The 25536-nt window shown below is 45.3% G+C and carries 24 protein-coding genes; 3 read left to right on the forward strand and 21 right to left on the reverse strand.

The window, feature by feature from the left end; genetic code table 11:
* Positions 1-6: 6 nt before the first annotated feature.
* Together ACWPAB_RS04660 and ACWPAB_RS04665 are read right to left on the reverse strand one after the other, a co-directional pair.
* A complete protein-coding gene (locus tag ACWPAB_RS04660; RefSeq protein WP_003585856.1) occupies positions 7-1383 on the reverse strand; it encodes a PTS transporter subunit EIIC in 1377 nt (458 codons plus the stop codon).
* A 1200-nt stretch (positions 1384-2583) separates the two neighbouring features.
* The gene (locus ACWPAB_RS04665; RefSeq protein WP_003585859.1) at positions 2584-3312 is read right to left on the reverse strand and encodes an L-ribulose-5-phosphate 4-epimerase; all 729 of its coding nucleotides are present in this window, start codon (positions 3310-3312) and stop codon (positions 2584-2586) included.
* Between the two features lie 199 nt (positions 3313-3511).
* Here ACWPAB_RS04665 and ACWPAB_RS04670 point away from each other — a divergent pair, with 199 nt between their 5' ends.
* The gene (locus ACWPAB_RS04670) at positions 3512-4333 is read left to right on the forward strand and encodes a Cof-type HAD-IIB family hydrolase (protein WP_003568028.1); all 822 of its coding nucleotides are present in this window, start codon (positions 3512-3514) and stop codon (positions 4331-4333) included.
* Positions 4334-4433: 100 nt separating this feature from the next.
* On the opposite strand, the gene ACWPAB_RS04675 is transcribed toward ACWPAB_RS04670, so the two are convergent.
* The 16 genes from ACWPAB_RS04675 to ACWPAB_RS04750 all read right to left on the reverse strand — a co-directional run bounded on the left by ACWPAB_RS04675 (position 4434) and on the right by ACWPAB_RS04750 (position 18319).
* Entirely contained in the window at positions 4434-5303 is an 870-nt protein-coding gene (locus ACWPAB_RS04675) for an L-ribulose-5-phosphate 3-epimerase (RefSeq protein WP_016381785.1), read from the reverse strand.
* A gap of 190 nt (positions 5304-5493) precedes the next feature.
* Positions 5494-6273, reverse strand: a complete 780-nt coding sequence (locus ACWPAB_RS04680) for a DeoR/GlpR family DNA-binding transcription regulator (protein ID WP_003568030.1) — start codon at positions 6271-6273, stop codon at positions 5494-5496.
* A gap of 29 nt (positions 6274-6302) precedes the next feature.
* Positions 6303-6944 (reverse strand): 3-keto-L-gulonate-6-phosphate decarboxylase UlaD, encoded by a 642-nt coding sequence (locus ACWPAB_RS04685; RefSeq protein ID WP_003568031.1) that lies wholly within the window; start codon positions 6942-6944, stop codon positions 6303-6305.
* Positions 6945-7060: 116 nt separating this feature from the next.
* On the reverse strand, positions 7061-7354 hold the full coding sequence (locus tag ACWPAB_RS04690; RefSeq protein WP_003568032.1) for a PTS sugar transporter subunit IIB: 294 nt from the start codon (positions 7352-7354) through the stop codon (positions 7061-7063).
* 29 nt (positions 7355-7383) lie between these two features.
* Positions 7384-8904 (reverse strand): PTS ascorbate transporter subunit IIC, encoded by a 1521-nt coding sequence (locus ACWPAB_RS04695; RefSeq protein WP_003568034.1) that lies wholly within the window; start codon positions 8902-8904, stop codon positions 7384-7386.
* A gap of 19 nt (positions 8905-8923) precedes the next feature.
* The gene (locus tag ACWPAB_RS04700; RefSeq protein WP_003568036.1) at positions 8924-9382 is read right to left on the reverse strand and encodes a PTS sugar transporter subunit IIA; all 459 of its coding nucleotides are present in this window, start codon (positions 9380-9382) and stop codon (positions 8924-8926) included.
* Positions 9383-9519: 137 nt separating this feature from the next.
* A complete protein-coding gene (gene ulaG / locus ACWPAB_RS04705; RefSeq protein WP_003571790.1) occupies positions 9520-10590 on the reverse strand; it encodes an L-ascorbate 6-phosphate lactonase in 1071 nt (356 codons plus the stop codon).
* A 427-nt stretch (positions 10591-11017) separates the two neighbouring features.
* Positions 11018-11707: a ribose-5-phosphate isomerase RpiA gene (gene rpiA / locus ACWPAB_RS04710; protein ID WP_003576738.1), complete on the reverse strand. Its 690-nt coding sequence runs from the start codon at positions 11705-11707 to the stop codon at positions 11018-11020.
* Positions 11708-11840: 133 nt separating this feature from the next.
* The gene (locus tag ACWPAB_RS04715) at positions 11841-12893 is read right to left on the reverse strand and encodes a zinc-dependent alcohol dehydrogenase (protein ID WP_003585864.1); all 1053 of its coding nucleotides are present in this window, start codon (positions 12891-12893) and stop codon (positions 11841-11843) included.
* An 18-nt stretch (positions 12894-12911) separates the two neighbouring features.
* Complete coding sequence (locus tag ACWPAB_RS04720; protein ID WP_003585865.1) at positions 12912-13772, reverse strand: class I fructose-bisphosphate aldolase; 861 nt, start codon at positions 13770-13772, stop codon at positions 12912-12914.
* A 132-nt stretch (positions 13773-13904) separates the two neighbouring features.
* A complete protein-coding gene (gene rpe / locus ACWPAB_RS04725; RefSeq protein WP_003576744.1) occupies positions 13905-14564 on the reverse strand; it encodes a ribulose-phosphate 3-epimerase in 660 nt (219 codons plus the stop codon).
* Between the two features lie 30 nt (positions 14565-14594).
* On the reverse strand, positions 14595-15473 hold the full coding sequence (locus tag ACWPAB_RS04730; protein ID WP_003576746.1) for a PTS system mannose/fructose/sorbose family transporter subunit IID: 879 nt from the start codon (positions 15471-15473) through the stop codon (positions 14595-14597).
* Positions 15470-16231 carry a PTS sugar transporter subunit IIC gene (locus tag ACWPAB_RS04735; RefSeq protein WP_003576749.1) on the reverse strand — a complete coding sequence of 254 codons (762 nt, stop codon included), beginning with the start codon at positions 16229-16231 and terminating at the stop codon, positions 15470-15472. Before ACWPAB_RS04735 ends, ACWPAB_RS04730 begins: the two co-directional genes overlap by 4 nt.
* Before the next feature lie 18 nt (positions 16232-16249).
* Positions 16250-16726, reverse strand: coding sequence for a PTS sugar transporter subunit IIB (locus ACWPAB_RS04740; protein WP_003576751.1), 477 nt, complete (start codon positions 16724-16726; stop codon positions 16250-16252).
* Positions 16727-16745: 19 nt separating this feature from the next.
* Positions 16746-17171, reverse strand: coding sequence for a PTS sugar transporter subunit IIA (locus tag ACWPAB_RS04745; protein WP_003585869.1), 426 nt, complete (start codon positions 17169-17171; stop codon positions 16746-16748).
* A 56-nt stretch (positions 17172-17227) separates the two neighbouring features.
* A complete protein-coding gene (locus ACWPAB_RS04750; RefSeq protein WP_016381786.1) occupies positions 17228-18319 on the reverse strand; it encodes a zinc-binding dehydrogenase in 1092 nt (363 codons plus the stop codon).
* 221 nt (positions 18320-18540) lie between these two features.
* Here ACWPAB_RS04750 and ACWPAB_RS04755 point away from each other — a divergent pair, with 221 nt between their 5' ends.
* Both ACWPAB_RS04755 and ACWPAB_RS04760 read left to right on the forward strand, forming a co-directional pair.
* The gene (locus tag ACWPAB_RS04755) at positions 18541-19302 is read left to right on the forward strand and encodes a DeoR/GlpR family DNA-binding transcription regulator (protein WP_003576757.1); all 762 of its coding nucleotides are present in this window, start codon (positions 18541-18543) and stop codon (positions 19300-19302) included.
* Positions 19303-19562: 260 nt separating this feature from the next.
* Complete coding sequence (locus ACWPAB_RS04760; protein ID WP_016381787.1) at positions 19563-21950, forward strand: phosphoketolase family protein; 2388 nt, start codon at positions 19563-19565, stop codon at positions 21948-21950.
* A 123-nt stretch (positions 21951-22073) separates the two neighbouring features.
* Here the strand turns inward: ACWPAB_RS04760 and ACWPAB_RS04765 are convergent, their stop codons facing one another.
* From ACWPAB_RS04765 to ACWPAB_RS04775, 3 genes are all read right to left on the reverse strand, one after another.
* Complete coding sequence (locus tag ACWPAB_RS04765) at positions 22074-22973, reverse strand: ROK family protein (RefSeq protein WP_003585877.1); 900 nt, start codon at positions 22971-22973, stop codon at positions 22074-22076.
* Positions 22974-23030: 57 nt separating this feature from the next.
* The gene (locus ACWPAB_RS04770; protein WP_003576761.1) at positions 23031-23993 is read right to left on the reverse strand and encodes a N(4)-(beta-N-acetylglucosaminyl)-L-asparaginase; all 963 of its coding nucleotides are present in this window, start codon (positions 23991-23993) and stop codon (positions 23031-23033) included.
* A 97-nt stretch (positions 23994-24090) separates the two neighbouring features.
* Entirely contained in the window at positions 24091-25431 is a 1341-nt protein-coding gene (locus tag ACWPAB_RS04775) for a M20 family metallopeptidase (RefSeq protein ID WP_016381788.1), read from the reverse strand.
* Between the last annotated feature and the right edge of the window lie 105 nt (positions 25432-25536).

The raw sequence follows: 25536 nt of genomic DNA on the forward strand, positions 1-25536 counted from the left end.
CTCCTGTTATATTGTTCTTTTCGTTCTTTTCGTTGTTTTCATCATGATCATCGTGGCCAAAAAACCGACAACAATCGCAACCGCCACCCCAATGAAGTAAGGCACCGCCTTTGGGGAGGAAATAAAGGCTGGTGACCCAAGAATACCAGAAAAGGCAAATGCGGTAACATACGTACCAGTCAGACCATGAACCAGCCCACCAGCCATGCCACCAAGAGCAACCGCTGCAAAATACTTCTTGTTTCGGATTAAGATACCGTAAATACCAGGTTCCGTGATCCCAGATAAGGCGTTAACAAAAGCTGCTGACCCTGCTACACCACGTTCTTCCTTGCTCTTGGAGAAGATCAGCACTGCTAGGCACACGCCAAGCAAAGCGTAATTGCCCATGCCACCAGCAGCCAGCGAATACTCACGTCCCTGAGAAGCCAAGATTGAAAGCTGAATGGGCAAGAGAACCCAGTGCATCCCAAACATAATAACAAAGATGAAGAACCCACCGAATACAACTTGGAACAGCACCATGTTGCCGTGGAGCATCATCTTGTAGACATCCGCAATGCCATTGGCAATGGCCGATCCAACCGGTCCGAACACAAGCAGTGTCAGTGGCACGATGAATACCAAACAGATTACCGGTACTACGATCAGTTGCAGATTTTGGGCCATATGCTTGCGCAAGAATCGTTCTAGCTGTGCATACACCCACATGGAAAGCAGGATTGGGATCACGGTACTGGAGAAATTCATCGCTGTGAAATGGATCCCCAGTAAGCTGGCTTTTGAACCTGTTGCAAAACCAGCAATGTTAGGCTCCAGCAAAGCGGCTCCGATCACTGCACCAATATATGGGTTAGACTTGAACTGCTTGGCTGCGGTGAAGGCCAAAAGCACGGGGAAGAAGTAGATCATCGCGTTACCGATGCCGTAGAAGATCTTATATGTATCACTCTTCTCAGTCAGCCAGCCCAGCGTCACCGTAATGCCAAGCAGACCTTGAATAATACCAGCAGAAGCCAGAACTGGAATATATGGTGTAAAAATAGCAGAGATCGTGGCCAGTATACGGTCGATGATACCAGTTTTCTTCTCACTTTTAACTGAGTGATCAGCCTTCTCAGTCGAAGCTTGATCACTCTTGTTCAACAACGGGGTCAATGCATCGTAAACAGCTGGTACAGAAGAACCAACAATGATCTGAGACTGGCCTTGTGCATCCACAAAGCCCAGAAAATCTTTGTCTGCCTGAATGGCATCCCTGTCTACTCTAGATTTGTCAAATAGGACGAAACGCAAGCGGGTTGCGCAGTGAATCACAGATTTGACATTATCCTTACCGCCGACATCCTTAAGCGCGCGAGAAGCCACACCTATGTAATCCATGAGATTCCCTTCTTTCATAGAGGTCACATACTGTTTCCCTTTCTTCTGAAACGTTTCAGAAGAAGTTAAAAAAATAAGTTTAAACGAACAATATTAACTGAAACGTTTCAGTTAATACTTCTAGTATTTTACAACCGCTTTCACAATGTGTCAAGAACTTTTGTGTGAAAATGAACAATATGACCTATAAGCTAACTACAGTCAGAATTAACGTCCATTTGGTAAGAACTGATGGTCGACGTTAAGGTACGAGACATTGAATAAATTATCTTGTTTGTACGTATAGGTGTACCCTGACGTATCGTCCAGAAACATCTTGAAATAAGGCCTGAACCCTAATTTCAAATAAGTGATCCGAAACGATCTCTAGGATCATTTTGGGTACTTTTTATGGGTAGTCGCCTGTAGCCATTGCTATAATTGATATTAGATTATACGAGATGAGGATAGCTATTTGAACAAAACAGTCACAGAGCTCGCAGAAGATTTAGGGGGGGTTAGCCGTCAGTATATTCAGAAGGCGATTAGCAACCTTCCTGCAACAAAGCCACTAGTGGTAGCAGCATAGCCAATCAAAAATATGAGGCAGCACTTGAGGAACGGATACGTTTATTAAAAGCACAACTTGATAAAAAAGACGATCAGTTGGAGAAAGTGCAGATGCTACTCGATCAATCGCAGCAACTTCAATTGATGACCGAGCAAGATCTCAGACGGTTGGACACTCCTGAAGATGAACCAGAAAGCGATTCTAAGATCCAATCCATGAGGACGCTACAAAGACACCTGGTTTGAGATAAGGATAGGTTTGCAAGAGAAGAAATCCTTAATTTTACACGTGTATATTGTAAATAGGCCATGGCAAACCAGTGTTTAAAAAGGATGCCATTGAGGCTATAAAGGTCAAAACGCTAGGGGAAACTAAAAGAATTCAAAGTAAGTAAGCGAACCGGATACTCAATGGCAAAAAAGAAGCGAACAAACGCTGAGACGATAGTCATAAAAATCAGAAGCGCTACATCACTTATCGTTCAAGAGCCAAAAGATTCATCTAGATGGTTTCTGAAGCTAATTTGAAAGACCTAGATAATCAAGATTCATGCCAAGTTGAGCTAATGTTATGTAAAAAGAGCTGGTTAGTGGTACTAGACCACTTAACCAGCTCTCGCCATTGAAAGTAGGAATCCGAATTAAACTTAATCACGCCTTAGCCGCATGCCCCACCGACTTAGCATTATCCTGCCCATAATAAGCATCCTTACCATGTTTTCGATAATAATGCTTGTCCAACAAATACTGTGGCAAGTGCACGTCTTGATGTGTCAGCGTTAATGCGTGATAATCCATTTCTGCGACAACTTCCAAGACTTTGGCGTTATAAACTGCCTTAGCTGGGGTCGCTCCCCAGCTGAATGGACCATGTTGGCTGACCAGAACTGCAGGAACTGCGTTATGATCAATACCGCGATCCTTAAAGGTTTTGATGATGACTTTTCCTGTGTTTTCCTCGTAAGCATCTTCAATTTCTTGTTGCGTCAACGCTTCGGAGATGGGGACATCCCCATAAAACGTGTCAGCGGCGGTTGTATTCAGGTTGGGGATATCCATGTGTGCCGAAGCGAACGCAACTGCCCATGGTGAATGGGTATGGACAATCCCACCGATGTCAGGGAACTCATTATAGAGGACGGTGTGTGTCGGCGTGTCGCTTGAAGGGTTCAGTTGCCCTTCTACAACTTCGCCTTTCAGGTTGACGACAACCATGTCATCCGGCGTTAAGTCTTCGTAATCAACACCAGATGGTTTAATGACGAACAATCCCTTTTCCCGATCAATGCCGGAAACATTGCCCCAAGTAAAAGTAACCAGATCTAATTTTGGCAACTGCATATTTGCTTCGTAGACTTCTTGTTTTAATTGTTCAAGCATGAAAGTTCACTCCTGTTCATTTATTGAATATCGTTATTTGTCAATCACTAACTGACTGCGTTCTTTTCCCGATAAATGGTCTATATCAATAAGCCCAAATTTAAAACTTAATGTACACAATGACCTGAAAACGCTTTTAACGCCGCCAACTCTGATATAATGGGTTGTAACCACGTGAAGTTAGAAAGGAAGTTTACCCATGCTTAAAGCTATTGCCCTTGATATGGATAACACGTTACTTAATAGTCAAAAAGAAATTAGTGTCACGAATCAAGATGTGCTCCGCTATCTTAGCCGCAAAGGTATACGTGTCATTCTCTGTTCTGGTCGGCCATTTGCCACTTTGAAGCCATTTTTGGATCAGCTTCATTTAACTAAAAATGATGATGTCTGCATTTGTTTCAACGGCGGCTTAGTCCGATTAGTACGGGATCACACCGTCATCAAATCTTCAACGCTGACTAAATCACAAATCCAGCCAGTTTATGATCTCGTTAAGGAAAAAGGTTTCCACTTAGATGTGGTTGCTGAAGATCAGGTGTATTCGTTAACTGAATTTGGCAAATCCAGCTATGAGTCCATGATTCCTAAACAAATGCCATTTACCGATACGACATTTGCTAAGGTGCCAGCCAAATTATCGATTTTTAAAGTGGTCATCGCTGGCGATCCAGAAATGGTTGATGCGGCTTCAGAAGCTGCGCAATCACTTGAGGGCGTCACGGTGACAAGATCACGACGTACCTTACTGGAAATCATGCCGCCTAATGTGAATAAGAAGAACGGTTTGAAAGCAGCCCTCAACTTTTATCGCATTCCGCGCGAGCAATTAGCCGCATTTGGCGATGAAGAAAACGATCAAGATATGCTTGACTACGCTGGTATTGGCATCGCCATGGGTAACGCGATTCCTGAAATCAAGAAAATCGCTGATATTACGACGCAATCCAATGATGAAGATGGCGTTGCGAAATTCTTGATTGATTACTTCCAGATCAGTCCAACTGCGATCCACCCATAACTCGTTTAAAGCCACGCTTCCTCCAGGTGGCTTTTTTCGTGGTCAGGGTCAGCGTTTTTTCACCAGTTTGCGCGTTGTGATCAACAGTTTTACGCGACTGCTACACCACTGGTTCCTGCTCCAATCCAACGCGTTCAAAAAGATCATCAAAGAATTGTTTCGCTTTTTTCACTTCAACCAGCGGATCATCGGCCTTTTCCGTCCACATCTCAATGGTGAAGGCCCCGCCATAATTCAGGCGTTTCAACGTACGCAGACAGCCTTCGAAATCAACGGTGCCATCGCCAAACGGTACATCTCGGAACTGACCTTTACTTTCGGCGGTGACTGGCAAGGTATCTTTTAAATGAACCGAAACAATATTATCAATGCCTCGTTCTAACTCTTGACCGACATTGTTTTCCGGCCAAGCAGTCAGATTGCCGACGTCTGGGTATGCCTGCAACCACGGACTGCGAATTTGCGTTTTGATGTCCTTAATTTTGGTCAAGGCGTTTAGGAAAGGATCATCCATTGTTTCAATATCAAGCATGACTTCTTTAGCCGCAGCATAAGCGACGCCGCGTTTTAAGTTCTCAATGAAGTATTCTCGCGAGGTCACCGTCTTTGGTTCGTAATAAACATCATAGCCAGCAAGCTGAATGTTACGAATGCCGAGATCACCGGCTAAATCGATTGCCTTATAAAGCATTTCAAGGCTTTTTTCTCGAACTGCCGGATCAGCCGAGCCAAGTGGGTAACGACGATGGCCACTGAGCATTAAGGTGTGCAGTCTCACACCGGTTTGCCAACTTGCATCCCGTACTTCTGCTCGCTGTGCTTTCGTCCAATCAAGTCGGGCTAAGCGTTCATCGCTTTCATCAATCGACAATTCCAAAAAGTTGAACCCTAAATCGTGAGCCTGTTGCAACCTCTGCTGCCATGAATCAGTTTTTGGGAGTGCCTTTTCGTAGATTCCTAGTGAATTCAATGTTGTGCCTCCTTAAACGCGTTTGCTGCCCAAGAAACCGGCGCACACGTCTTGTATTCGCTTTCATAAATACACGATTGCTATTAAAAAGACGGTGGCCTTAGCAAGCCCGCGCTCCAACCCTTTTTTCAGGCTGGACACCGGCTAAGCTAATGGTCACCGCCAGCTTGCTTACTGTCCTATATCACGTTTAATTCGATACCTGAATCACATCAATGCCTTGCCGGCGCAAGTCGCGGACGACCTTTTCATTCGCAAAGTTATCTGTGATCAAAATATCAACGCCGGTTAAATCTGCAACATGGTAATTGCTTGTGACGCCAACTTTTCGATAATCGGCCACGCAGATCACTTTTTGCTTGGTTCTGGAGATCATCGTGCTGTTGATCTGCGCTTCGTAAATATTTTGGGTTGTCACGCCACCTGCGACGCTAATGCCGTCACAGCCAATCAACGTATAATCTGACTGCATCGTTTCCAGAATCTGCATCGCAACTGTACCGACCAACGACTCTTTTGGATAGCGAATTTCGCCGCCGGTCAGGATGATGGAGGTTTCTGGATGACGCACGCACTCAGTTGCCTTGATATTGTTTGTGATAATCGTCAGCGGCATGATCGCTAACTGATTAATTGCCCGCCAACACAATGAGCTGGAGTTGACGAAAAGCGTACTATTTTTAACAATATAAGCTGGAACCGCCGCCGCAATCGTATCTTTAATTAATTCGATGCCTGAACGCGATCCGTGATTACTGGCGGTCACCACATTGGTTCTTTCAACCAAACCATGATGCCACTTCACCTGTCCCATGTCTGACAAAGCTTTCAGGTCACGGCGAAGCGTCGTGATCGAAACATTGAATCGTTGGGCCAAGCCCTCAACAGCAACTGGCTCCGACTGGTCCACCGCTGACAAGATCTTTTCCCGGCGTGCCTGCACATTGGCCATTGAATTTTTCACTGTCATCACCTCTCAGCAACGAATTGCCTGCTTGCTTACTTGCCCCAGATGCGGATGATTTCGTTTTGGAAATCCGTTGCTGCTTTTGCAGGATCTGGTGCCTGCGTGATTGCCCGACCAGCGATGAAGGTATAAACGTTCACGCCTTCAAACAGTTTCAAGGTATCCACACTCAAACCGCCAGTCACGGAAACTCGGAAGCCCATATCAACCAGCATCTTAACCTTAGCTAAATCCTTCTCGCCCCATGAGCCACCGGAAAGCAAAGCATCACGACTCTGATGATAAATCGCCTGCGTCACACCAATATCCAGCCACGATTGGGCATCTTCTTTGGTCCAATTACCATACAACTCAATTTGGATCTCTTTAACTTCTTTTTGAGCTGCTTGAATGGTCGGAATCGTTGCCGCACAGATACAAGTCATCCAGTCTGCACCAGCATCGCCCATGTTACGAGCAACGGTTGTCCCTGCATCAGCACATTTCGTATCCGCAATCACGATTTTATCAGGAAAAAGGGCTCGCAATGCGCGAACGGCAATCGTGCCTTCCTGCAAAATCAAGATCGTCCCGGCTTCAACAATATCCACAATGTTCCCAACTGCGCGAACATCTGCCAAAGCACTTTCCAACGTATTATTATCCAATGCCACTTGCAAATTTGGTTTAGCCAAAATGTTTCCCTCCTATTATGCGGCAATCACACGATCTGGTCATGAGTCGCACGCCTTTCCTTAACGTCAAAAGCAGACCGGCCCGTGCCGGCGTCCGATCTGCTTAATGACTCGCTTTATTTCACAAGATCCGTATCTTCACGAACATGCTGTTCTACTTCTTTATCACTCATAACGTTCTTGACGCCAATCACTTGCACGCCTTTACTCTGAGCATCCTTGAACATGTCGACAAAGTTGGTTGTTGTGAACACCATGTCGTATTGTTTAGCCGTACTCTTGCCTTCTGCCAAGTTGGTATGCTCAATTTGGGTAATCGGAATATTCAACCGTTTAAATGCTTTTTGAACACTGCGCATCATCATTAAACTGGTACCTGAACCATTTGCACACGATACTAAGATCTTCATGGGAAATTTCCTCCTTGTAAGTCAAATCCTTATTTAGTAGCCTTTTTCTTTGCCATATTTTCTTTATATTGCTCGTAATCCGTTACCATCAAGAAGTAGTTCTTCGGATCGTGACGATATTCGAGTTGTGGGATCAAGACAAGGATCAGAACAACAACCACGATGCCAGCGATGCCGAGAATCTTCATCAAGACGGTGAAGAATGGCCATACAGTGTCCCAGTCGAACATCCCCAGATAGCCGCCAAACTTCGACAAACCAATCCAAGTTGAAATCAATGCTGCACCGAACACTTGAATCAAACCACTGAAGAACGGTAAGATCATGGCTGCTTTGGCACCAGCTCGCCGGTTTGCGAAGACCCCGAATGCGGCATTATCAAAGAACAATGGGATAAACCCAGCGATAATGATAGTTGGTGAATGGAAAATCAGTAAAGCACCAATGGCTAGGAACTGACCTAATGCACCAAACAGGAAGCCGATGGTAACCGCGTTTGGTTCGCCAAATGCGAAGGTTGCGGCCACATCGATACCAGGTACGGAACCTGGCAGCAGACGATCGGAAATCCCGGTAAAACTTTCAGTCAGTTCCCCAACGAAGGTTCGTACCCCAAGTTGCAGGATGGTCAAGTTAACCGCGAACCCAAGGGAAGTGGTCATAATATAGAACAAGAAACTAGCATTTGGTGCTAAACCTGAGGCGCCTTTTGTTGCTGCGAAAACCCCAACGAAGTATGGCTTGCCAAGAATTAACATGATGATGCCGAAGAAGAACAGCATCAGAATGCCGGTCGCAACCATGTTTTCGTTAAAGATCTTGAGGAAACCAGGCAATTCAATATCCTCAAGACGACGTGCCTTTTTCTTCGCTTTTACTTCACGAGCCTTAAACTTGTCAGCCAGCCAAGAAACAAAAGCAATCCCAAACATTTGTTGATGGGCAACGGCAAACCCGCCGCCATCGGTCAAATCCTGCGTATAACGAACGGTCATGTTTGAACCAACTGCCCAGTACAGGCCTAAAACAACACCCATGACCAGCAGCACTTCAATCCGACCCATCTTCGGGAAACAGAAAAGTAGAATCCAGAAAGCCGTTGCAGCTTGTTGCACTTGGACATTACCAGTTGTGAAGACTGCCCGCAACTTCGTCCATTTCTGGAACCGAACTAGCAAAATGTTGAAGACGAACGCGAACAGCAGCAACAGCATGACATCGCCGAATGTTCGACCAAACGTCTTTTCCAAACCTTCAGTAACCGCGTTTTGCCCAAAATACGGATCAATAACGGTAGCGGTTAAATTAAAGCGGTCTTTCAAGCCGGTCAGGATCGGTCGGAAGCTGTTAACCAAGCCGCCAGACCCAACCATCAAGATCATGTAGCCAATAACCGCCTTTAGAAACCCAGCGATTGATTCATATAATGGCTTGCGTTCCAAAATATATCCGAGTAAAACGATAAACCCAATCATGTAGGCTGGTTGCGTCAGAATATTCGACGCAAAGTAGTCCCATATTTTAACTAGAAAATCTAGAATTTGCTGCATGATTTCTTACCTTTCCCCTTCAACTCCCCGCATCGATGAGTGCTTTAAAATCATCAACACTATTGACGGCCAACAGTTTATCGATCAGACCTTCCGTCATTAACATGTCGGAAAGGTCGCCAATGTTTTGCAAGTGTTGCTTCGGATCTTTTGCAGCTAAGGTAAAGAACAGCTGTGCCTGCTTATCAGGGTCGTCTGAATCGAAAATGACAGGCTCAGGGAATTTTGCAAACCCGATCGCCGTCCCCAAAACATTCTCACTTTCAGCCATCGCATGCGGCATGGCCACGCCAGGCACGATCACGATGTATGGCCCGTTCTTCTCAACGTTAGCAATAATTTCGTTAATATACCCCGGCAGTATATACTTGTGTTCGATCAGCTTTCCCGCGGCTTGTTGCAAGGCGTCACGCCAATCCTTAGCAGGTTCTGGTCGAATATCAACGAGATCTTTCTCCAAAAAGTCTTTCAGTAACATAGTTGATTCACCTCTCTTAAACGCGTTCGCAGTCGCAGAAACCTCCACATAAGGACCTCAGTCGCAATGGCCAAAGCCCGGCCATCACGCCTGAGGCCGCTTATGCTCCGGTTTCTAAGCGCTCCTGCTCACGCTCTCTATAGGAATGCAGGGAACGGTGTGTCGTTTGGAATTGAGAAAGCATCGTGGAAACCGCGATCATACATGAATTCCATCCGGTCTTTGTCATCTGGGAAGGTGAATTCACCGCCAACTTGCCAAATGAAAGGCTTAAACTTGTATTGCAAACGATCCTTGCGCATTTGCCAGAGCGCTTCAATTTCCTTAGGGTCAGCCATAAAGTTGGTCCAGATATCATAATGAACAGGAATAATGACTTTGGTGTTCAAAGATTCAGCCATGCGCAAAATATCGATGGAAGTTACCTTGTCCGTGATACCGCGTGGGTTTTCACCATAAGCACCCAATGCAACGTCAATCTTATTTTCATTACCATGCTTAGCAAATAGATTGGAGTAATGAGAGTCAGCAGCATGATAAAGATTGCCGCCGGTGGTTTCAAACAGATAGTTAACCGCAATCTTGTTCATATCTTGCGGCATCTTGCCTGCCAACTTCACATTAGGATCGTCTTCGGTGATTAAAGCTGTCCGATCAAATCCTTCAAGTACTTTGACCTTTGTCTTGCCGATAGTAACCACATCGCCAGGTTTAACAACAACCGTCTTTTCTGCCGGAACACCCCAGCCTTGCCAAATCTCACAAACCTTTTCTGGGCCATAGAACTTCGCATCCGGACAATTCTTATTAACAGCAGCAGCCGTATTCACATCCAAATGATCACTATGAATATGACTCACAAACAAAGCATCAACATCTTTAATGGCAAATGGATCAATCACAAACGGTTGATTGCGCAGATTCGGTTGCATCTTCTGCACACCACTCATCCGCATCATCTGATGACCCTTACGCATCATGCCATTACCATGTGATTGCTTACCAGTGCCACACCACATATCAACCAAAATGTTGGTATCTTCAGCCGTCTTCAACCAAATACCGGTACAACCCAGCCACCACATTGAAAATGTACCAGGCTTCACCTTTTTGTCAGCAATCTCCTCATTCAACCAAGTCCCCCACTCTGGGAATGTGCTAAGAATCCATTTTTCCCGAGTGATGTTATTGATATTTTTGTCTGCCATGATAATTCCTCCTTAGGCTTTGTTTCTGCTTTCAATTAACATGGTAGATGAACTTGAATACGCTTACAATACCGGTATATGAACTGTTTGAGTATTATACGCCATTTTATGAACTTTATATGCGTTCTCGCAAGTTTAAAGGTTCCATTTTTATGAACTAAATCATCTAAAAATTCAGATGACAATCATAAAACTTACAATTTCTTCGGTTAATTAAAAGAATACTTGAATACAAGTAATTAGTTCTTCTTGAATCTTATTTCAGCTAATACTTCTGCATTGTCTATTTAATGTTAAACTTTGAATGCGGATTTTAGAAGATACATACAAGTGAGCAGCCAAAAACGGCCACCTTAGTTAATCTCTCGATTGACTAAGGTGGCCGTTTTAATTTCATAAAATCATTTGAATATTATGACCCAGATAATTAACCGCGATATGCATCCAAAATCTTTGGTCCGTTTTCTGTTCCAACGACTACCTTTTTAACTACATCAAGGAAAAGCCCATGTTCAACCAACCCAACTTGTTCGTTTAACCAAGAAGCTAACAGATGAGGATGCTCAATACGCCCTAAATGAAGATCAACAATAAAATTATCCGAATCTGTCAATACCTTTTCTCCATCATTAGTGAGTCGATATTCAGGATTCAGCCCTTCATTGGCTAAACGCTGAACGAGCTTGCCGCTGCCAAATGGAATCACTTCAAGCGGTAATGGAAATTTACCCAGCGTGTCAACAAGTTTAGATTCATCAACAATCCATATATTTTGCGCGGAATTAATCGCGACGACCTTTTCAATTAAGTGGGCCGCCCCGCCGCCTTTAATGCCTTGAAAATGCTTATCAACTTCGTCCGCACCATCAATTGTCAAATCAATATGATCCACTTCATCTAAATCTTTCATGGGAATCCCTAAGGACTCAGCCTGCTCACGCGTGCGGATACTAGTGGCAACACCAGTCAACTGTATATGTTCGGTTTCGACTCGCTGTGCAATGGCTTTAACAAGATAATAGACCGTCGATCCGGTCCCTAAACCAATTGTCATGCCGTCTTTAACTAGTTCTGCCGCCTTCTGAGCAGCCTGCTGCTTCAAGTCATTTTGATTCATAACCACGCATCCTTTTTAATTTGTTTTTTACCCTACAAGTCACAGAAGAGTCGTGAGAAAAACTTCTTACACGAAAAGATTTGGTAAACTCTAGAGTGCTCGAATTCGTCTTTTCTTACTATTAGGAACATCCTCATCTATTCATTTGGACAATGATTCGATACGCCTCCGGATTTAAGGCTTGCTGCATCCCTTCAGTAATCTTCGCCAACGGCACTGTTCCGGCGATGAACGGTTTAACATCAATGTTGCCATTATTCAGTAATTTCATCGCCTTAAAAAAGTCGCTACTATCTGAATTGGCACTCCCCATAAGTTTCGTCATCCTGCGATGTAAGGTATGTGGGCTGATTGCAACAGGTGTGTCGGGGTGAAACGAACTATAAAGGATTACCCTTCCTCGAATGGCCGCCATTTGTACTGCTTGTTCTGCAACAGACGAGATCGGTAAAGTATCGAAGACAACATCTGCTCCTTTATCTTGCGTCATCTGTTTAACTGCTACTACAGGATTTTCAGCTTTCGGGTCAATTAGTTCATGAAATCCAAGTTGAGCCATAAACGCTCGTCGCTTCTGATTAGGTTCGCTAATGATTACTCTGGCACCGCGCTGTCGAGCGAGCAGCGCATGGAAGGCGCCCATAATGCCTGCACCAATGACAACAATATTATCGCCCAATGCAACTTCCGCTGTGTCTAGACTATGAACCACACAAGAAAGTGGCTCAGTCAAAGATGCTTCCTCATAAGAAAGATTATCTGCAATTGGAAACAACTTAGTGACTGGTACAGCTAAATATTCTGCCAAACCTCCCATTCCGCGAATATTCAACCCACCAACCCGATTCTCATAAGAAAAGTTTGTGCAGCTTCCTTCGTGACCCGTTCGACAGTTCTCACAGTGGCCACAGGAAGTTAATAAACCCACGACAACCCGGTCACCTATTTGCCATAAGTCAGAATCAATTTCATCGCCTGCTTCAACAATGATACCGGACTCCTCGTGACCCCCGATAAATGGAAACTGAACTTTGTTGACCCCTACATAGACTCTTTGTTCCCACGTACAAAGAGCACAAGCCTTTAATTTAACAAGCACCTCATCTGGTCTGATAACAGGTCTGTCAATCTCTTCAACTTCCAACTGCTTAACGTCTTCAAAAACAGCAGCTTTTATCTTTGTCATGAAGATCACCCTCCTTATCTAGTCATTTATTGTTTGTCTCTTATAGATATCAAAAGCTAATTCTGGTTTGACATTCTCATGAACCAAGGCATGCAAAGCGGCCACCATCCCTACAGGATTTGGGTCCTGCGTTATATTTCTGCCAACAGCCACACCTCGAGCGCCAACCTCGATACAATGGTAGACAAACTTGAAGTAAGTCAATGTATCAGTTTTCGGACCCCCTAAGGCAAGCACTGGTCGACTCGCATTCTTAACGATCAAAGCATCATCGGCTGTACCAGTAAAACGTGTCTTGATAATGTCTGCGCCTAGTTCTGCACTGAATCTTGCGGCAGCGGCAATATAATGCGGATCATCTGACTGAGTTGAAGTAATCGGATACCCGAATGGTAATGTTTCCGCTATAACTGGCATGGACCACTCCGCCGCTTGACGGGCCAGTCTAGCTAACATCTGATGAGACTCAGACTCTCGGGAATCCGCACCAGGAAATGTCATGCAAACAATGCCTGCCGCATCTAGTTTCAATGCATCGTTGACATCAAAAAATGCCGCAGTTTTGGGGACAGATGGATCGTAAACATCAGTGCTCGCATCAACTCGCAGAATGGTCGTCACCTTTGTCAATTCATGTTCATACGTCTGTGCTTGGCCATAAGTGACTAATGCTGCATCCAACCCCGCGTCAACTAACCGAGCAATTCGGGCACTCGTTGCGTCAATGCCTGTCGTTGCCTTTGAAAACACAAATCCGTCCAAGGCCGCAACGACTGCACGTCCATCGGATGCAAATATTTGATTCAATCGTCTCAATTTACTCAATATGTTCAACTTCCCTTCTTGATCAAAAAAGACGCCCAAAGACATCCCTAACATGGGAATCTTTGAGCGTCTCCTTTCACTGCCCTAAATATTTTCCTTGTGCCAGAGCTCAAATATTGTTGGTCAGAATACTCGTCTGACGACTATCGATTTTTAAGTCAATCCGTCTAGGAATTTGGTCATCGCCTATTGTTTAGCGGCAGACATCAGCTTTTCGATCCGTGACACAGGATTGTCCGCACCAAACACATAAGATCCTGCAACAAAAACATTCGCACCCGCCGCAGCACAATCTTTGATTGTCTCGTCATTAATGCCGCCATCTACCTCAATATTGAAGCTTAGCCCTAAACTATCTCGCAACTTTGCCAGTTCCTGAACTTTGTTGACCATCTGCGGGATAAACTTTTGTCCGCCAAATCCAGGATTCACTGTCATCACTAACACTTGATCAACCAGCGGTAGTAGTTCTTTGGCAGCTGCAACCGGTGTTCCCGGGTTTAAGACCAAGCCAGCTTGAGCACCAGCCTTCTTAATTTCCTGCAGAACTCCATAGATATGCGCCGAAGCTTCCAGATGAACCATAATCATATCGCCGCCAGCATTGGCAAATTGCGGTGCAAACTGATCAGGATTGTCAATCATTAGATGACAATCTAGCTTTAACGACGTTGCCTTGTGCAAGTCTGATACCATTTGCGGTCCAAATGTGATATTGGGGACAAAGTGACCATCCATCACATCAACATGTAGCATATGAATACCAGAATCTTTGATTTTATCAATATCCTGCATCAAATTTGCAAAGTTAGCGCTCAATATCGAGGGTGCAATCTCAATAGACATTTTCTTTCCTCCAAACGACTGAATCTTGGTTTAAATAATCCAGAAAATACCACCAACAACACCAATACCAACAAGAATCAATAGAACCGTAGTCGGCTTAAATTTCTTCCGTAACAGGTAATACGTAAGCAATGTGACTGCCAATGGGAGTAACCCGAGAACTAACTTATCAAGAATACCTGTTTGAACTTTCATGACAGTTTTACCCAGATGAAGCTTCATGGGTGTGGAAATCTTAACGAAGGTTGCCGACAAAGCCCCGATCACAATTGGTCCTAGTGTCTGTGCGTATGTCATGACAGTTGGCAACAACGATCCTTGAAGAATCTTAGCAATACCTTCTTTACCTAAGTTGTAACCCTGCATCCACGCAAGATAACCGATAGACCAGATGATCCCTAGGTGAAGTACAGCGAACAAAACTGGGCCCATTAAAATGTTCCCTTTTGCTGCAAAACTAATGGTGAATGATAGCAAAATTGGAATTAAGGTACCTTGCCATAAAGTATCGCCAATACCAGCTAAAGGACCCATCAGGCCTGTCTTCAATCCATTGATCGTTTCGTCGGTAATTGGTGCACCATTAGCTTTTTGTTCTTCCATCGCAATGGTGACCCCAAGAATTGAGCCGCCAAAGTGTGGTTCAGTGTTGAAGAATTGCATGTGCCGTAACAGTGCTGCTTTCATTTCGTCTTCATCATCACCGTATAGCTTCTTGAAGATCGGAGAAAGCGCATGGATAACCCCAGTGGCCTGCAACCGTTCGTAGTTGTAGTTTGCATGTGAGAAAAATGTCCAACGCCAGAACGCTTTGACGACATCTCGTTTACTTAATTTTTTGGCATTTGGCTTTTGTTCTGAAGGCAATTCCTTCTCTTCGAGTTGTTCCTTCTTGTCTTCTTCACTCATGCTTTTTCACCTCGCTTCAAGAATAATTGGGTGTAAACATAGGCGATAATGGCTGCGAAAATGGCAATCGGCAAGATAGCAAGATTTGAGTAAACTGCAACCATAAACCCTAACAGGAAGAATACGATGGTGCCTTTGCTGCTCATGGCGTGTAAGTTCATTGCAATCCCTAAAGCCGGTAAAATACCGCCAATAACAGTTAATACATGCAGTGGGGTACCTGCTAAACCACCAATGACTTGTTTAACTGGACCTGCGCCGAAATATGCAGCCAGCATAGCCGGAATTACTGAAAACAGAAACATTGTAATTTGCGGGGGCCATACATGTAGAAAATCAATGCGATTAAGATTGCCTTCTTCTGCCGCCTTATCTGCCATGTGAACAAACGTAATATCAACAGTCATATGCAGCACCCAGATCATTGTCCCTACTAGGCTAATGGGCACAGCCAACGTAATCGCAACTGAAGGCGAAACGTTAGAAGCCATCCCCAAAGCCGTTCCTAATGTACCAGCCAAGGCAGTATCCATTGGTACGGCCCCGCCAGCGCCAATCCATGCTAAGAACGGTAACTGAATAGCGGCACCATAAATCGTCCCTTTCACCGGATCACCAAGAATTAGACCAACCAAAGCACCATTCACAAGAGGGCGCATGATGGTGTGAGTACCTGCCAAGGAAACCCAAGGCGTACCCATCTGACCGAGGTAATAAACAACCCCAATCAAGAATGCTTGCCAGAGATGAATTGTCATATCTCTATTCCTCCATTTTTATTTCAGCAGATTTTTAACGTCTGTTGCCCCATCACTCGGCACAATTTGAATTTTGACGTTGACACCTGCATCAATTAACTTTTGCATAATTGCTTTCTCATCATCAGAAGCAGAGATGTTCTTATAAAATTTCTTGCGCTGGGGATTTGCGCCCATACCACCGATAACAACTTCCTTAATAGCAACACCAGCTTCAACTAAATCCAGATAAGTGTTCGGTGTCTTAGCCAGTAATAAAAGCTTGTCATTGCCATGATCACCATTCAGAAAACTTGGCCCATCGGCAACACTCAGAACATCAAGTTTGATTCCTTGAGGTACTGACATTGACATAATGCTTTTCAAAAAATCGTCTTTCGCGGTCGCATCATCGACAATGACGATGTGATTACCCTCTGTATACTGCAACCATGCAGTCATGACCTGACCATGAATAAGGCGATCGTCAACTCGTGCTAATACAATTTTTGACATTATAATTTCCCCCTCAGTATCATGATTGCGGGTTACGTGATTTCAACTCGTCCCAAAAGTTTTTGATGCCAACTTTGGCGGTTTCAAACGCAGCATCCGTAATCTGTTCAATATCTTGGCCCATCATTCGTGCATTAATTGCTTCAATAATCATCGGTAAGTTAACCCCAGTAATTAATTGAATTTTGACATCCTTGATTCTGTTTGCGCACAGCGCTGCCTGATTGTATGGACTAGCGGCAAAAAGATCAGTGAAGACGATGACACCATCGCCATCATCTTCTTTTCGAATTAGCTTCTCCAATTTCAATCCGAACTCTGAAACATCGTTACCTTCAAATAAACCAATTTCACCAATATTTTCTTGTTCCCCAATGATTAACTTCACGGCATCTAGAAACCCTGATGCCAATTTCCCATGGGTTGCAATAACGAATCCAACCATTTTCTCAGCTTCTTTCTTTCATATAGTCATCACCGTTCGTCATTGATGTTACGCGGTTACCATTCAAATTTAAGAACAGCCTTGTACCAAGCTTTACTGGCGACAATAGCTTCAAATGCCTTATTTAGATCCGATGCATTCTTGATAACGGTTTCATTTTTAGGCAAAAGTTTTCGGAGCGTATCTTGATAGTCTTGGCTTTGACTCATAGCCTTAACGACGGCCTCAAAGTCAGGTGTCGTTGAACGACTTGTGCCATAAAATGTCAGGCCTTTTTCCAAAATATCACGTGTATCAATTGGTACGAGGTCTTCGCTTACACCCATTAAGACAAACTTCCCAGTACGTGAGATGACCTTGATACCTTCGTTAATAGCACTTGAACTGAAATTGCCACCTGTTGCCTCAAAAATGACATCAAATTGTTCACCTGCGTGATCAAAGTCATACTCGGTAACTAATTCTTTATTTGCAAAATCGAATTCGTTCAGACGATCTGGTATCGCACCAAATACGGTTAAATGATCCTTGTCAATGCCACGGATATAATGTAAAACTGCCGCAGCCATGTATCCAACTGGACCATCACCGAACAATGCAACACGGCAACCGGGTTTTGCCAACGCGTCTGCAACGTGACTGCTTGCGTGATATCCGACAGTGCTGACTTCTGTCAAAATGGCAATTTCGTCGGGAATGTTTTCTGGCAAGGCAACTACTGCGCGATCTGGCTGGACAAGGTCACTCTGAGCAATACCATCATAACCACTGCTTAAGAACACGGAATCTGTGCTGTAGTTATCAGGCACAGTATCCGTCTTTTTTTCGCCTCTAAGCATGTAACCAGGGACGTTGGGAACAATCACAACGCGCTGACCAACTTTAAACTTGTCACTCATAGATTCTTTAATTGTCCCGATGCCTTCATGTAGCAAAGCCATTGGCAATTTCTTTGCTAACGCTTCTGGACGACGTTTTCCTGCAAAGTATCTGTCGTCTGCATGACAAACGCTTGCCATTAATGGCTGAATATCGACAAGCCCAGGTCTCAATTCATGTTGTAAATTGACCTCTTCAATATCACCAGGTTTAATCAATCGATACGACTTAGATGCAATTTTCCTTGATACGTCAGGGTTCTTTAACATAATATCAGCCTCCGTATTTTTTGTAACCGTTTTCACATTGCAAATAATAGCACGCATTATTTAACTTTGCAAACTTTTGCTTTAACTATTTTTGCAAACTATATGCAACTTGGCTGCTTAATTAATGCGCTTACATATATCGAATGAAGGCATAAAATGTTAATATAAGATCGGGTTTGTTTACGGTTTAAAGTTAAACTGCCGAATAGGGGGCGATCTACATGAATAGCATCGAACGACAACAAATAATCATGGACAAACTAAATGACAAAGGCAGCGTTAGAATTGCTGACCTAACAAAAGAACTAGATGTTTCTCGAGAAACCCTGCGTAAGGATATTGCTGAATTAGGTCGTCAAGGGAAATTACAAGTGATTCGGGGCGGCGCTGTTCTGAATAAACCCGTCAACGAAACTATCTATAATCAACGTTTGCAACAAAATTTGGCTGAGAAACAACTCATTGCCCAAAATGCAGTTAAACTTATCACTGAGGGCGACTCTGTTTTCGTTGGCAACGGCACCACAGCAGCCCTTGTCGCCACAGCCATTAAGACACAGGGCTTTAATAACCTTGTTGTCATCACGACTTCAATCAACGTTTTAAAAGCATTAGAAGACGCCGATCCGATTCAAGTCGTCCTTCTTGGCGGCGGCTTACGTCGCATTGAAGGCTCACTATCCGGTCCGCTGACACTCGCGAATATTGACGGTATCTTCTGTGATATTGGCTTCTTTGGATCCGGTGGGGTTAGTGTCGACCGCGGCGTGACCAATCACTATTTTTCGGAAATCGAAGTCGACAAAAAAATGATGCAGCACTGTCGAATTAAGGTATTGCTTGCAGATCATTCGAAGTTCACGAAAATGAATCCATTTCGAACCGCGTCTATTGAGGATTACGACATCATTTTGTCAGATCGGGGGCTTGATGACGCGACCATCTCGTCGATGCAGAAGCTCAACGTTAAGGTGATCGTCTAAAGTAAAACATACAAACGAACGAGAATTGGTTCTTAATTACATATTCGATTGCCATTGACCGCTATTCTATTTTTCTGGGAATAGCGGTCAATTTTTCTCAAAATATGAAATTCAAATATTAGCTTGTCAAAAGATCATTCAGATATTTCAGCTTTTCCGAGCTTTCAAAAAATAAAAATGAAAAGGGTTTCAAAATCAAATTAATGTGTTATTATGGCATTGCAAACAAAAGCAAACTGTTGCAAAGGAGAATGCCAATTATGGACCAAACAATTGAGAAAACTATCGATTATTCCTCAAAGGAATATTTGAATGAGGTTGATAAATACTGGCGGGCTGCTAACTATCTGTCCGTTGGGCAACTGTACCTGAAGGACAATCCGTTACTGAAGCGACCCTTGAAGGCAACTGATGTCAAAGTTCATCCGATTGGGCATTGGGGCACCATTGCAGGTCAGAATTTCATTTATGCTCATCTGAACCGGGTCATCAATAAATACAACCTGAATATGTTTTACATTGAAGGTCCGGGGCATGGCGGCCAAGTCATGGTCTCTAATTCTTATCTTGATGGCAGTTATACAGAGCTCTATCCAAAAATTTCTCAAGATGAGCAAGGATTACAACGTTTATTCAAACAATTTTCATTCCCGGGTGGTGTTGCGTCTCACGCCGATCCCAAGACGCCTGGATCAATTCATGAAGGCGGTGAATTGGGCTATTCCATCCTTCATGGCGCTGGTGCCGTTCTTGATAATCCGGATCTCATTGCCGCAGTTGTTGTTGGTGATGGTGAATCTGAAACAGGTCCACTTGCCACCTCTTGGCAAGTAAATAAGTTTTTGAACCCAATTACAGACGGTACCGTTTTGCCAATCTTGAACTTAAATGGTTTCAAAATCGCCAATCCAACGGTTCTTGCTCGGGAGTCGCACGAAGAGTTAGTGGACTACTTTAAAGGTCTCGGTTGGGATCCACATTTTGTTGAAGGATCGGATCCTGATAAGATGCATCCCCAAATGGCAGCTGAGATGGATAAAATCGTCGAAGAAATTGAGTCTATTCGTAAAAATGCCAAAGATAACAATGACGAGAGTCGTCCAGTTTGGCCAATGCTTGTTTTACGGGCACCAAAGGGTTGGACAGGTCCTAAGACGTGGGATGGCGAGCCAATTGAAGGCTCCTTCCGTGCGCATCAAATCCCGATTCCGGTGGATCAAAAAGACATGGAACATGCAGACGATCTAGTCGCTTGGTTGGAATCATACAAACCAAAGGAACTTTTCAATGACGATGGCACCCTCAAAGCTGACATTGAAGCCATCATTCCTAAAGGCAGCCTTAGAATGGCAATGAATCCTGTTACCAATGGCGGCATTCTTGCCAAACATCTCGAAAAACCAAATCCGAGCGATTATGCTGTGGACAATAAGGATCACGGTGCTAATGAAGCGCAGGATATGACTGTGCTCGGCGCTTATATCCGGGATCTCATCAAATTGAATGATAAGAACAGAAACTTCCGCGGATTTGGACCAGACGAAACCTTATCCAATCGTTTAAACAAGGTTTTTGAAGGCACCAATCGGCAATGGATGGAACCGATCCATAAACCTTATGATGCCTTACTAGCTAGCCATGGTCGGATTATTGACTCAATGCTATCGGAACACATGGATGAAGGCATGCTGGAGGGATACACGTTAACTGGTCGTTATGGTTTCTTTGCCAGCTACGAGTCCTTCTTACGGGTGGTTGATTCCATGCTTACCCAGCATTTCAAGTGGTTACGGAATGCACACGAAGAAGCTGATTGGCGGGCTGATGTACCTGCCTTAAACGTTATCGCCTCTTCTACTGCTTTCCAGCAAGACCACAATGGCTACTCGCATCAGGATCCCGGTGTCATCAGTCATCTAGCTGAAAAGAAGACAAAGTATATTCGCGCTTATCTGCCAGCAGACGCGAACACCTTGGTTCGTGTCTTCGATAAATCCGTTGATGCTAAACAAGTCATTAATCTGATTGTTTCCAGCAAACATCCACGACCACAATGGTTCACAGATTCAGAGGCAAAGTCTTTGGTTGAAAAAGGTCTGGGTATCATTGATTGGGCAAGCACGGATCAAGGTGCAGAACCTGATTTGGTTATTGCCGCGGCTGGTTCAGAACCAACACTTGAGAGCTTGGCTGCCATCTCAATCTTGCACAAGGCATTGCCTAGTTTGAGGATCCGCTTCATCAATGTCGTTGATTTGTTAAAACTTAAGAAAGACGACCCTCGCGGCCTATCAGATGAAGAGTTTGATATGTACTTTACAAAAGACAAACCGGTCATCTTTGCTTATCACGGCTACGATGATCTGATCAAGGACATTTTCTTCGATCGTCATAATCACAACGTTCGCGTTCACGGCTATCGTGAAGAAGGTGACATCACGACACCATTTGATATGCGTGTTCGTAACAAGTTGGACCGCTTTAACTTGGTCAAAGAAGCCGTTCTCGATGTCCCTGAATTCACCGAAAAAGGTGCCCATCTCATTCAAGATATGGATGATGAGCTTCAGAAGCACCACGACTTCATCCGCGAGGAAGGTACCGATTTACCTGAAGTTGAAGAGTGGAAATGGGAACCGTTAAAGTAGCAATCAGCACGTCATCGCACTAGTAAAACAGTCATGCAAAAATCGCCCGCACTGGATTGCGAGCGATTTTTTCAGTTACTGCTTAATTAGTATCTTTTTCACGGTTTTTGCTTAAATTTAAGACTACCCGCGCACCACCAACGGCGCCACCGCCCCAATCAAGTTCGCCGCATTCCGATACTTCGCCGGTTCCACCACTGGTAGACGAATTGTGCGTGCCGAAAGCGAAGTTACCTGCTGATATGCTTCGATGTCGTCACGGATTTCCTTAATCACCCGTGGTTGGGCGCTGATGCCGCCGCCAATGATGACTTTTTCGAGATCAAGAACGGTTTGCATGTTGTAGATCATGGCAGCCACACCGCGCGTGAAGGTGCGGAGAATGACGGCGGCTTCGCTGGTGTTGTCAGTTAGTGCTTGAAAAACGCGCTGGCCAATCGGTTCTTCGTGCACACCTAAGGTATCGGCCATCGCATTGATCGTCGCCACTGCTGACAAGCCTGCCGCGGTTTGCTCGCGCATGATCGGGGTTAGGCCATTGGTCACCATGAAACTGGGTTCGCCAGCAACATGATGGCTGCCGTGATAGAGCTGGCCGTTGAGAAAAAGCGATGCGCCAACGCCGGTTCCTAAGACAACCATGGCGCTGTTCATTGTTCCTGCTAAATTGCCGCGCCAATGCTCTGCCAATGCCGCCGCATTACCGTCATTTTCGATTAGGATCGGCACCGTAAGATCGGCGGCTGTAGTCAATTGTGTGCCCAACACCAATCCTTCTAAAAAAGGCAATGTGGCACTAGCTTTAACGAGACCTTGCTGCGAATCAATGACCCCCGGCAAAGCCAACCCGATACCCGCGACGTGTGCTTTATGCAGTCGAATCAAACCGGTCAAACTGGCCATGAAATCAGCGAGACTAGCGCGCATGGTCGGCTGCTCACCTTGTTGCGATAGTGCGCCTGTCGCTGACACTAGACCGTACTTTGTCGTTGTGCCGCCAACATCAATCGCTAAATACTGCATCGCTAACTCCTTTTCACCGAAGTATCTTTTGCAAAAAGTCCAGAACGAAGGCGCGCATCATTCAATCGGTGCTTTGATGCGTTTTTCATAAGCATCGAGCCATTCCTGCGTGATCGGTTCGATCGTTGTGGTCTGGTTAGGACCGGGATGTGCCATGAGGATGACCGGTGCCTGATGGGTCGTTGCCACGCTGAAAGTAAACTCGACATTCGTTGCGACGCCCCAGTGGCCTGCATGATCCATGGCGATTAGGGAAAATTCGCCTGCTTGACCATAACGACGTTGCAATTTTTCGATAAATGGATAAACGGCTTCGTCGCAGGCTTGCTGCGGTGTGCGATCGGTACCCATCAGACGGACAATTTCATATGAAAGACACCCCTTCATAATGTCCTCGCCCAATCCGGTTGCTGCGGCACCGCCGATTTCACTGTCGACATAAAACCCTGATCCTGATAACGGCGAATCGCCAACTCGGCCAGGCCGCTTCATGAAAAGACCTGACGTTGACGTGGCCGCCGCCATGGAGCCGGTTGGCGTTAACGTGATGGCGCCAACTGTATCGTGGCCATCATAAGGTTTGACCTTGGCATCAGCGATTTCCGCTCGTCGTTTTTCCCAGCGCTTTTTTGCCCGTTCCGTCAACATGTTCCGCATTTCAAAACCGTTGAGTTGGGCGTATTGCGTGGCGCCTTCGCCGACCCGAAAGCTGTTGTAATGCTCGTGGCTGAGTGCTCGAGCCACAGACACCGCATGAAACACATTGTGAATGCCAGCGACCGCGCCTTGTGCCAGTGTGTCCCCATCCATGAAAGCTGCATCCATCTCGACGACGCCATTTTCATTCGGCAACCCGCCATAACCAACGGATTTGTAATATGGATAAGCCTCCACCATTTTGATCAGTTCTTCGACAGCATCACCTGCGCTGCCTTTGCTTTGCAAAATTTGACTGGCTTTCTTCACGCCGTCGTGGGCCATTCGCCAAGTTGCGATGGCGCCCCATGTTTCGTTGCTCATTTGCTCATCCCTCCTAAACGTGTTCGCAGGCGCAGAAACCTGCACATAAGGACCTTGGGCACAATAGTCAAAAATCGACCATCGCAACCGAGTCCGCTTATGCCCCGGTTTCTAACCGGGTTGGATCACGCTCTGTCAAGCCGATCATTGCATCCATAAAAATCATCATATTTAACTTGAGATCAGCTTCATCCATCCACTCATTTTCTTTATGCGCGATCCCTTTTTGTCCTGGGAAAGATGGGCCAAATGCTATGATGTTTGGCATTTCTCGCGCATAGGTTGCGCCAGTAGTGGTGACCGGTGTGCCATCATTCCCGGTCATTTTTTCATATGCCTGCGTGAGTTGCGCAATTCGCGGGTCATGTCTGTCATGCAAAACGCTTGGCATGCTACGCACAATCGTGATTTGGCTGCCAGCTGGCACGGCAGCCGCTAATGCCTTGCTGACATCGGCTTCGTGATAGGTCACTGGATAGCGCATTGCTAAGCCTAGCGTCATGGCATCATCTGTTTTTTGCAGGCTATAAGGAGTCACGATCAACCGGCCACTGTCAGCATCTTCAAACGCCATGCCTAGCCCTTCGCCAAAATGTTTTTCAGCCAGTGAATCAATGAGCCACTGGCAATAGCTTGCTAGTTCGCCAGTGACCAGTTGTTCCGTCACGAGCTTTTTAGCCAGTTCCGTGATCGCATTGACGCCTTTTTCCGGTGCATTGGTTGGCACGCGTACACCGATAGCGGTGATTGGTTGGCCATTTACGGCCACCGTGAGTTTATCAGGTACATGGTCGCGCGCCTGGTCGCCTGCAATGGTGCCGATCTGTTTGATTGAGGCAGGCGCAATTGGGGTAGTGATGCGATAATTCACAATGCCGCGTTCGCCATAAACGACGGGAAACTTACAATCGGGTGTAAAGCCAAACTCAGGCGGCACTTCACTGGCAAGATACCGTGGGACATCGTTTGACCCGCTTTCTTCGTCAGACCCGAAAATCAGTCGAATGGTCTTTTGCGGTTGAAAACCGGCATCCTTCAGTAATTTCATACCGATCAAACAAGCCATACTGGGTCCTTTATTGTCCAACACGCCGCGCCCGTATAGACGTCCGTCTTTTTCCGATAGTGCATAGGGCGGAAAGTGCCAGTCTGCATCCCCTGCAGGCACAACATCTAAGTGCCCGACAATTCCGATATAGTGCTGATCGTCCTCACCCCATTGCACGTATGCCATGGCATCATTGACGACCGCCGTTTTGAAGCCATAGGCCGCGCCGAGCTGCGCGACCGCCGTTAAAACTGCTCGCGGCCCTGAACCAAACGGCGCGTGCTCCGCTTGTTGACCGCGGACACTTTTGACGGCCATCACTTGGCGTAAAGCCGCGAGGAACTCGTCGCGGTGCGTATCGTACATGGCTGCTAAGGTTGCTTTTTCCATCACTCTGCCTCCCAAACGCGTTTCCTGATGCAGAAACGGCCACATAAACATCTCAAGTCTAAATGACCACTTAGATTCCGCTTTCTAACCGCACCAGCGCAAGCG

This window comes from Lacticaseibacillus sp. 30, from assembly GCF_053819265.1.

Bases quoted from the DNA above. Each gene is read 5' to 3' on its own strand.
- ACWPAB_RS04715 (WP_003585864.1), bottom strand. From the start codon at position 12,893: ATGACAAAGATAAAAGCTGCTGTTTTTGAAGACGTTAAGCAGTTGGAA.
- ACWPAB_RS04750 (WP_016381786.1), bottom strand. From the start codon at position 18,319: ATGTTAAAGAACCCTGACGTATCAAGGAAAATTGCATCTAAGTCGTAT.
- ACWPAB_RS04745 (WP_003585869.1), bottom strand. From the start codon at position 17,171: ATGGTTGGATTCGTTATTGCAACCCATGGGAAATTGGCATCAGGGTTT.
- ACWPAB_RS04670 (WP_003568028.1), top strand. From the start codon at position 3,512: ATGCTTAAAGCTATTGCCCTTGATATGGATAACACGTTACTTAATAGT.
- ACWPAB_RS04690 (WP_003568032.1), bottom strand. From the start codon at position 7,354: ATGAAGATCTTAGTATCGTGTGCAAATGGTTCAGGTACCAGTTTAATG.
- ACWPAB_RS04660 (WP_003585856.1), bottom strand. From the start codon at position 1,383: ATGGATTACATAGGTGTGGCTTCTCGCGCGCTTAAGGATGTCGGCGGT.
- ACWPAB_RS04720 (WP_003585865.1), bottom strand. From the start codon at position 13,772: ATGTTAGGGATGTCTTTGGGCGTCTTTTTTGATCAAGAAGGGAAGTTG.
- ACWPAB_RS04730 (WP_003576746.1), bottom strand. From the start codon at position 15,473: ATGAGTGAAGAAGACAAGAAGGAACAACTCGAAGAGAAGGAATTGCCT.
- ACWPAB_RS04775 (WP_016381788.1), bottom strand. From the start codon at position 25,431: ATGGAAAAAGCAACCTTAGCAGCCATGTACGATACGCACCGCGACGAG.
- ACWPAB_RS04755 (WP_003576757.1), top strand. From the start codon at position 18,541: ATGAATAGCATCGAACGACAACAAATAATCATGGACAAACTAAATGAC.
- rpiA (WP_003576738.1), bottom strand. From the start codon at position 11,707: ATGAATCAAAATGACTTGAAGCAGCAGGCTGCTCAGAAGGCGGCAGAA.
- ulaG (WP_003571790.1), bottom strand. From the start codon at position 10,590: ATGGCAGACAAAAATATCAATAACATCACTCGGGAAAAATGGATTCTT.
- ACWPAB_RS04740 (WP_003576751.1), bottom strand. From the start codon at position 16,726: ATGTCAAAAATTGTATTAGCACGAGTTGACGATCGCCTTATTCATGGT.
- ACWPAB_RS04735 (WP_003576749.1), bottom strand. From the start codon at position 16,231: ATGACAATTCATCTCTGGCAAGCATTCTTGATTGGGGTTGTTTATTAC.
- ACWPAB_RS04760 (WP_016381787.1), top strand. From the start codon at position 19,563: ATGGACCAAACAATTGAGAAAACTATCGATTATTCCTCAAAGGAATAT.
- ACWPAB_RS04700 (WP_003568036.1), bottom strand. From the start codon at position 9,382: ATGTTACTGAAAGACTTTTTGGAGAAAGATCTCGTTGATATTCGACCA.
- ACWPAB_RS04770 (WP_003576761.1), bottom strand. From the start codon at position 23,993: ATGAGCAACGAAACATGGGGCGCCATCGCAACTTGGCGAATGGCCCAC.
- ACWPAB_RS04695 (WP_003568034.1), bottom strand. From the start codon at position 8,904: ATGCAGCAAATTCTAGATTTTCTAGTTAAAATATGGGACTACTTTGCG.
- rpe (WP_003576744.1), bottom strand. From the start codon at position 14,564: ATGTCTATTGAGATTGCACCCTCGATATTGAGCGCTAACTTTGCAAAT.
- ACWPAB_RS04680 (WP_003568030.1), bottom strand. From the start codon at position 6,273: ATGACAGTGAAAAATTCAATGGCCAATGTGCAGGCACGCCGGGAAAAG.
- ACWPAB_RS04765 (WP_003585877.1), bottom strand. From the start codon at position 22,973: ATGCAGTATTTAGCGATTGATGTTGGCGGCACAACGACAAAGTACGGT.
- ACWPAB_RS04665 (WP_003585859.1), bottom strand. From the start codon at position 3,312: ATGCTTGAACAATTAAAACAAGAAGTCTACGAAGCAAATATGCAGTTG.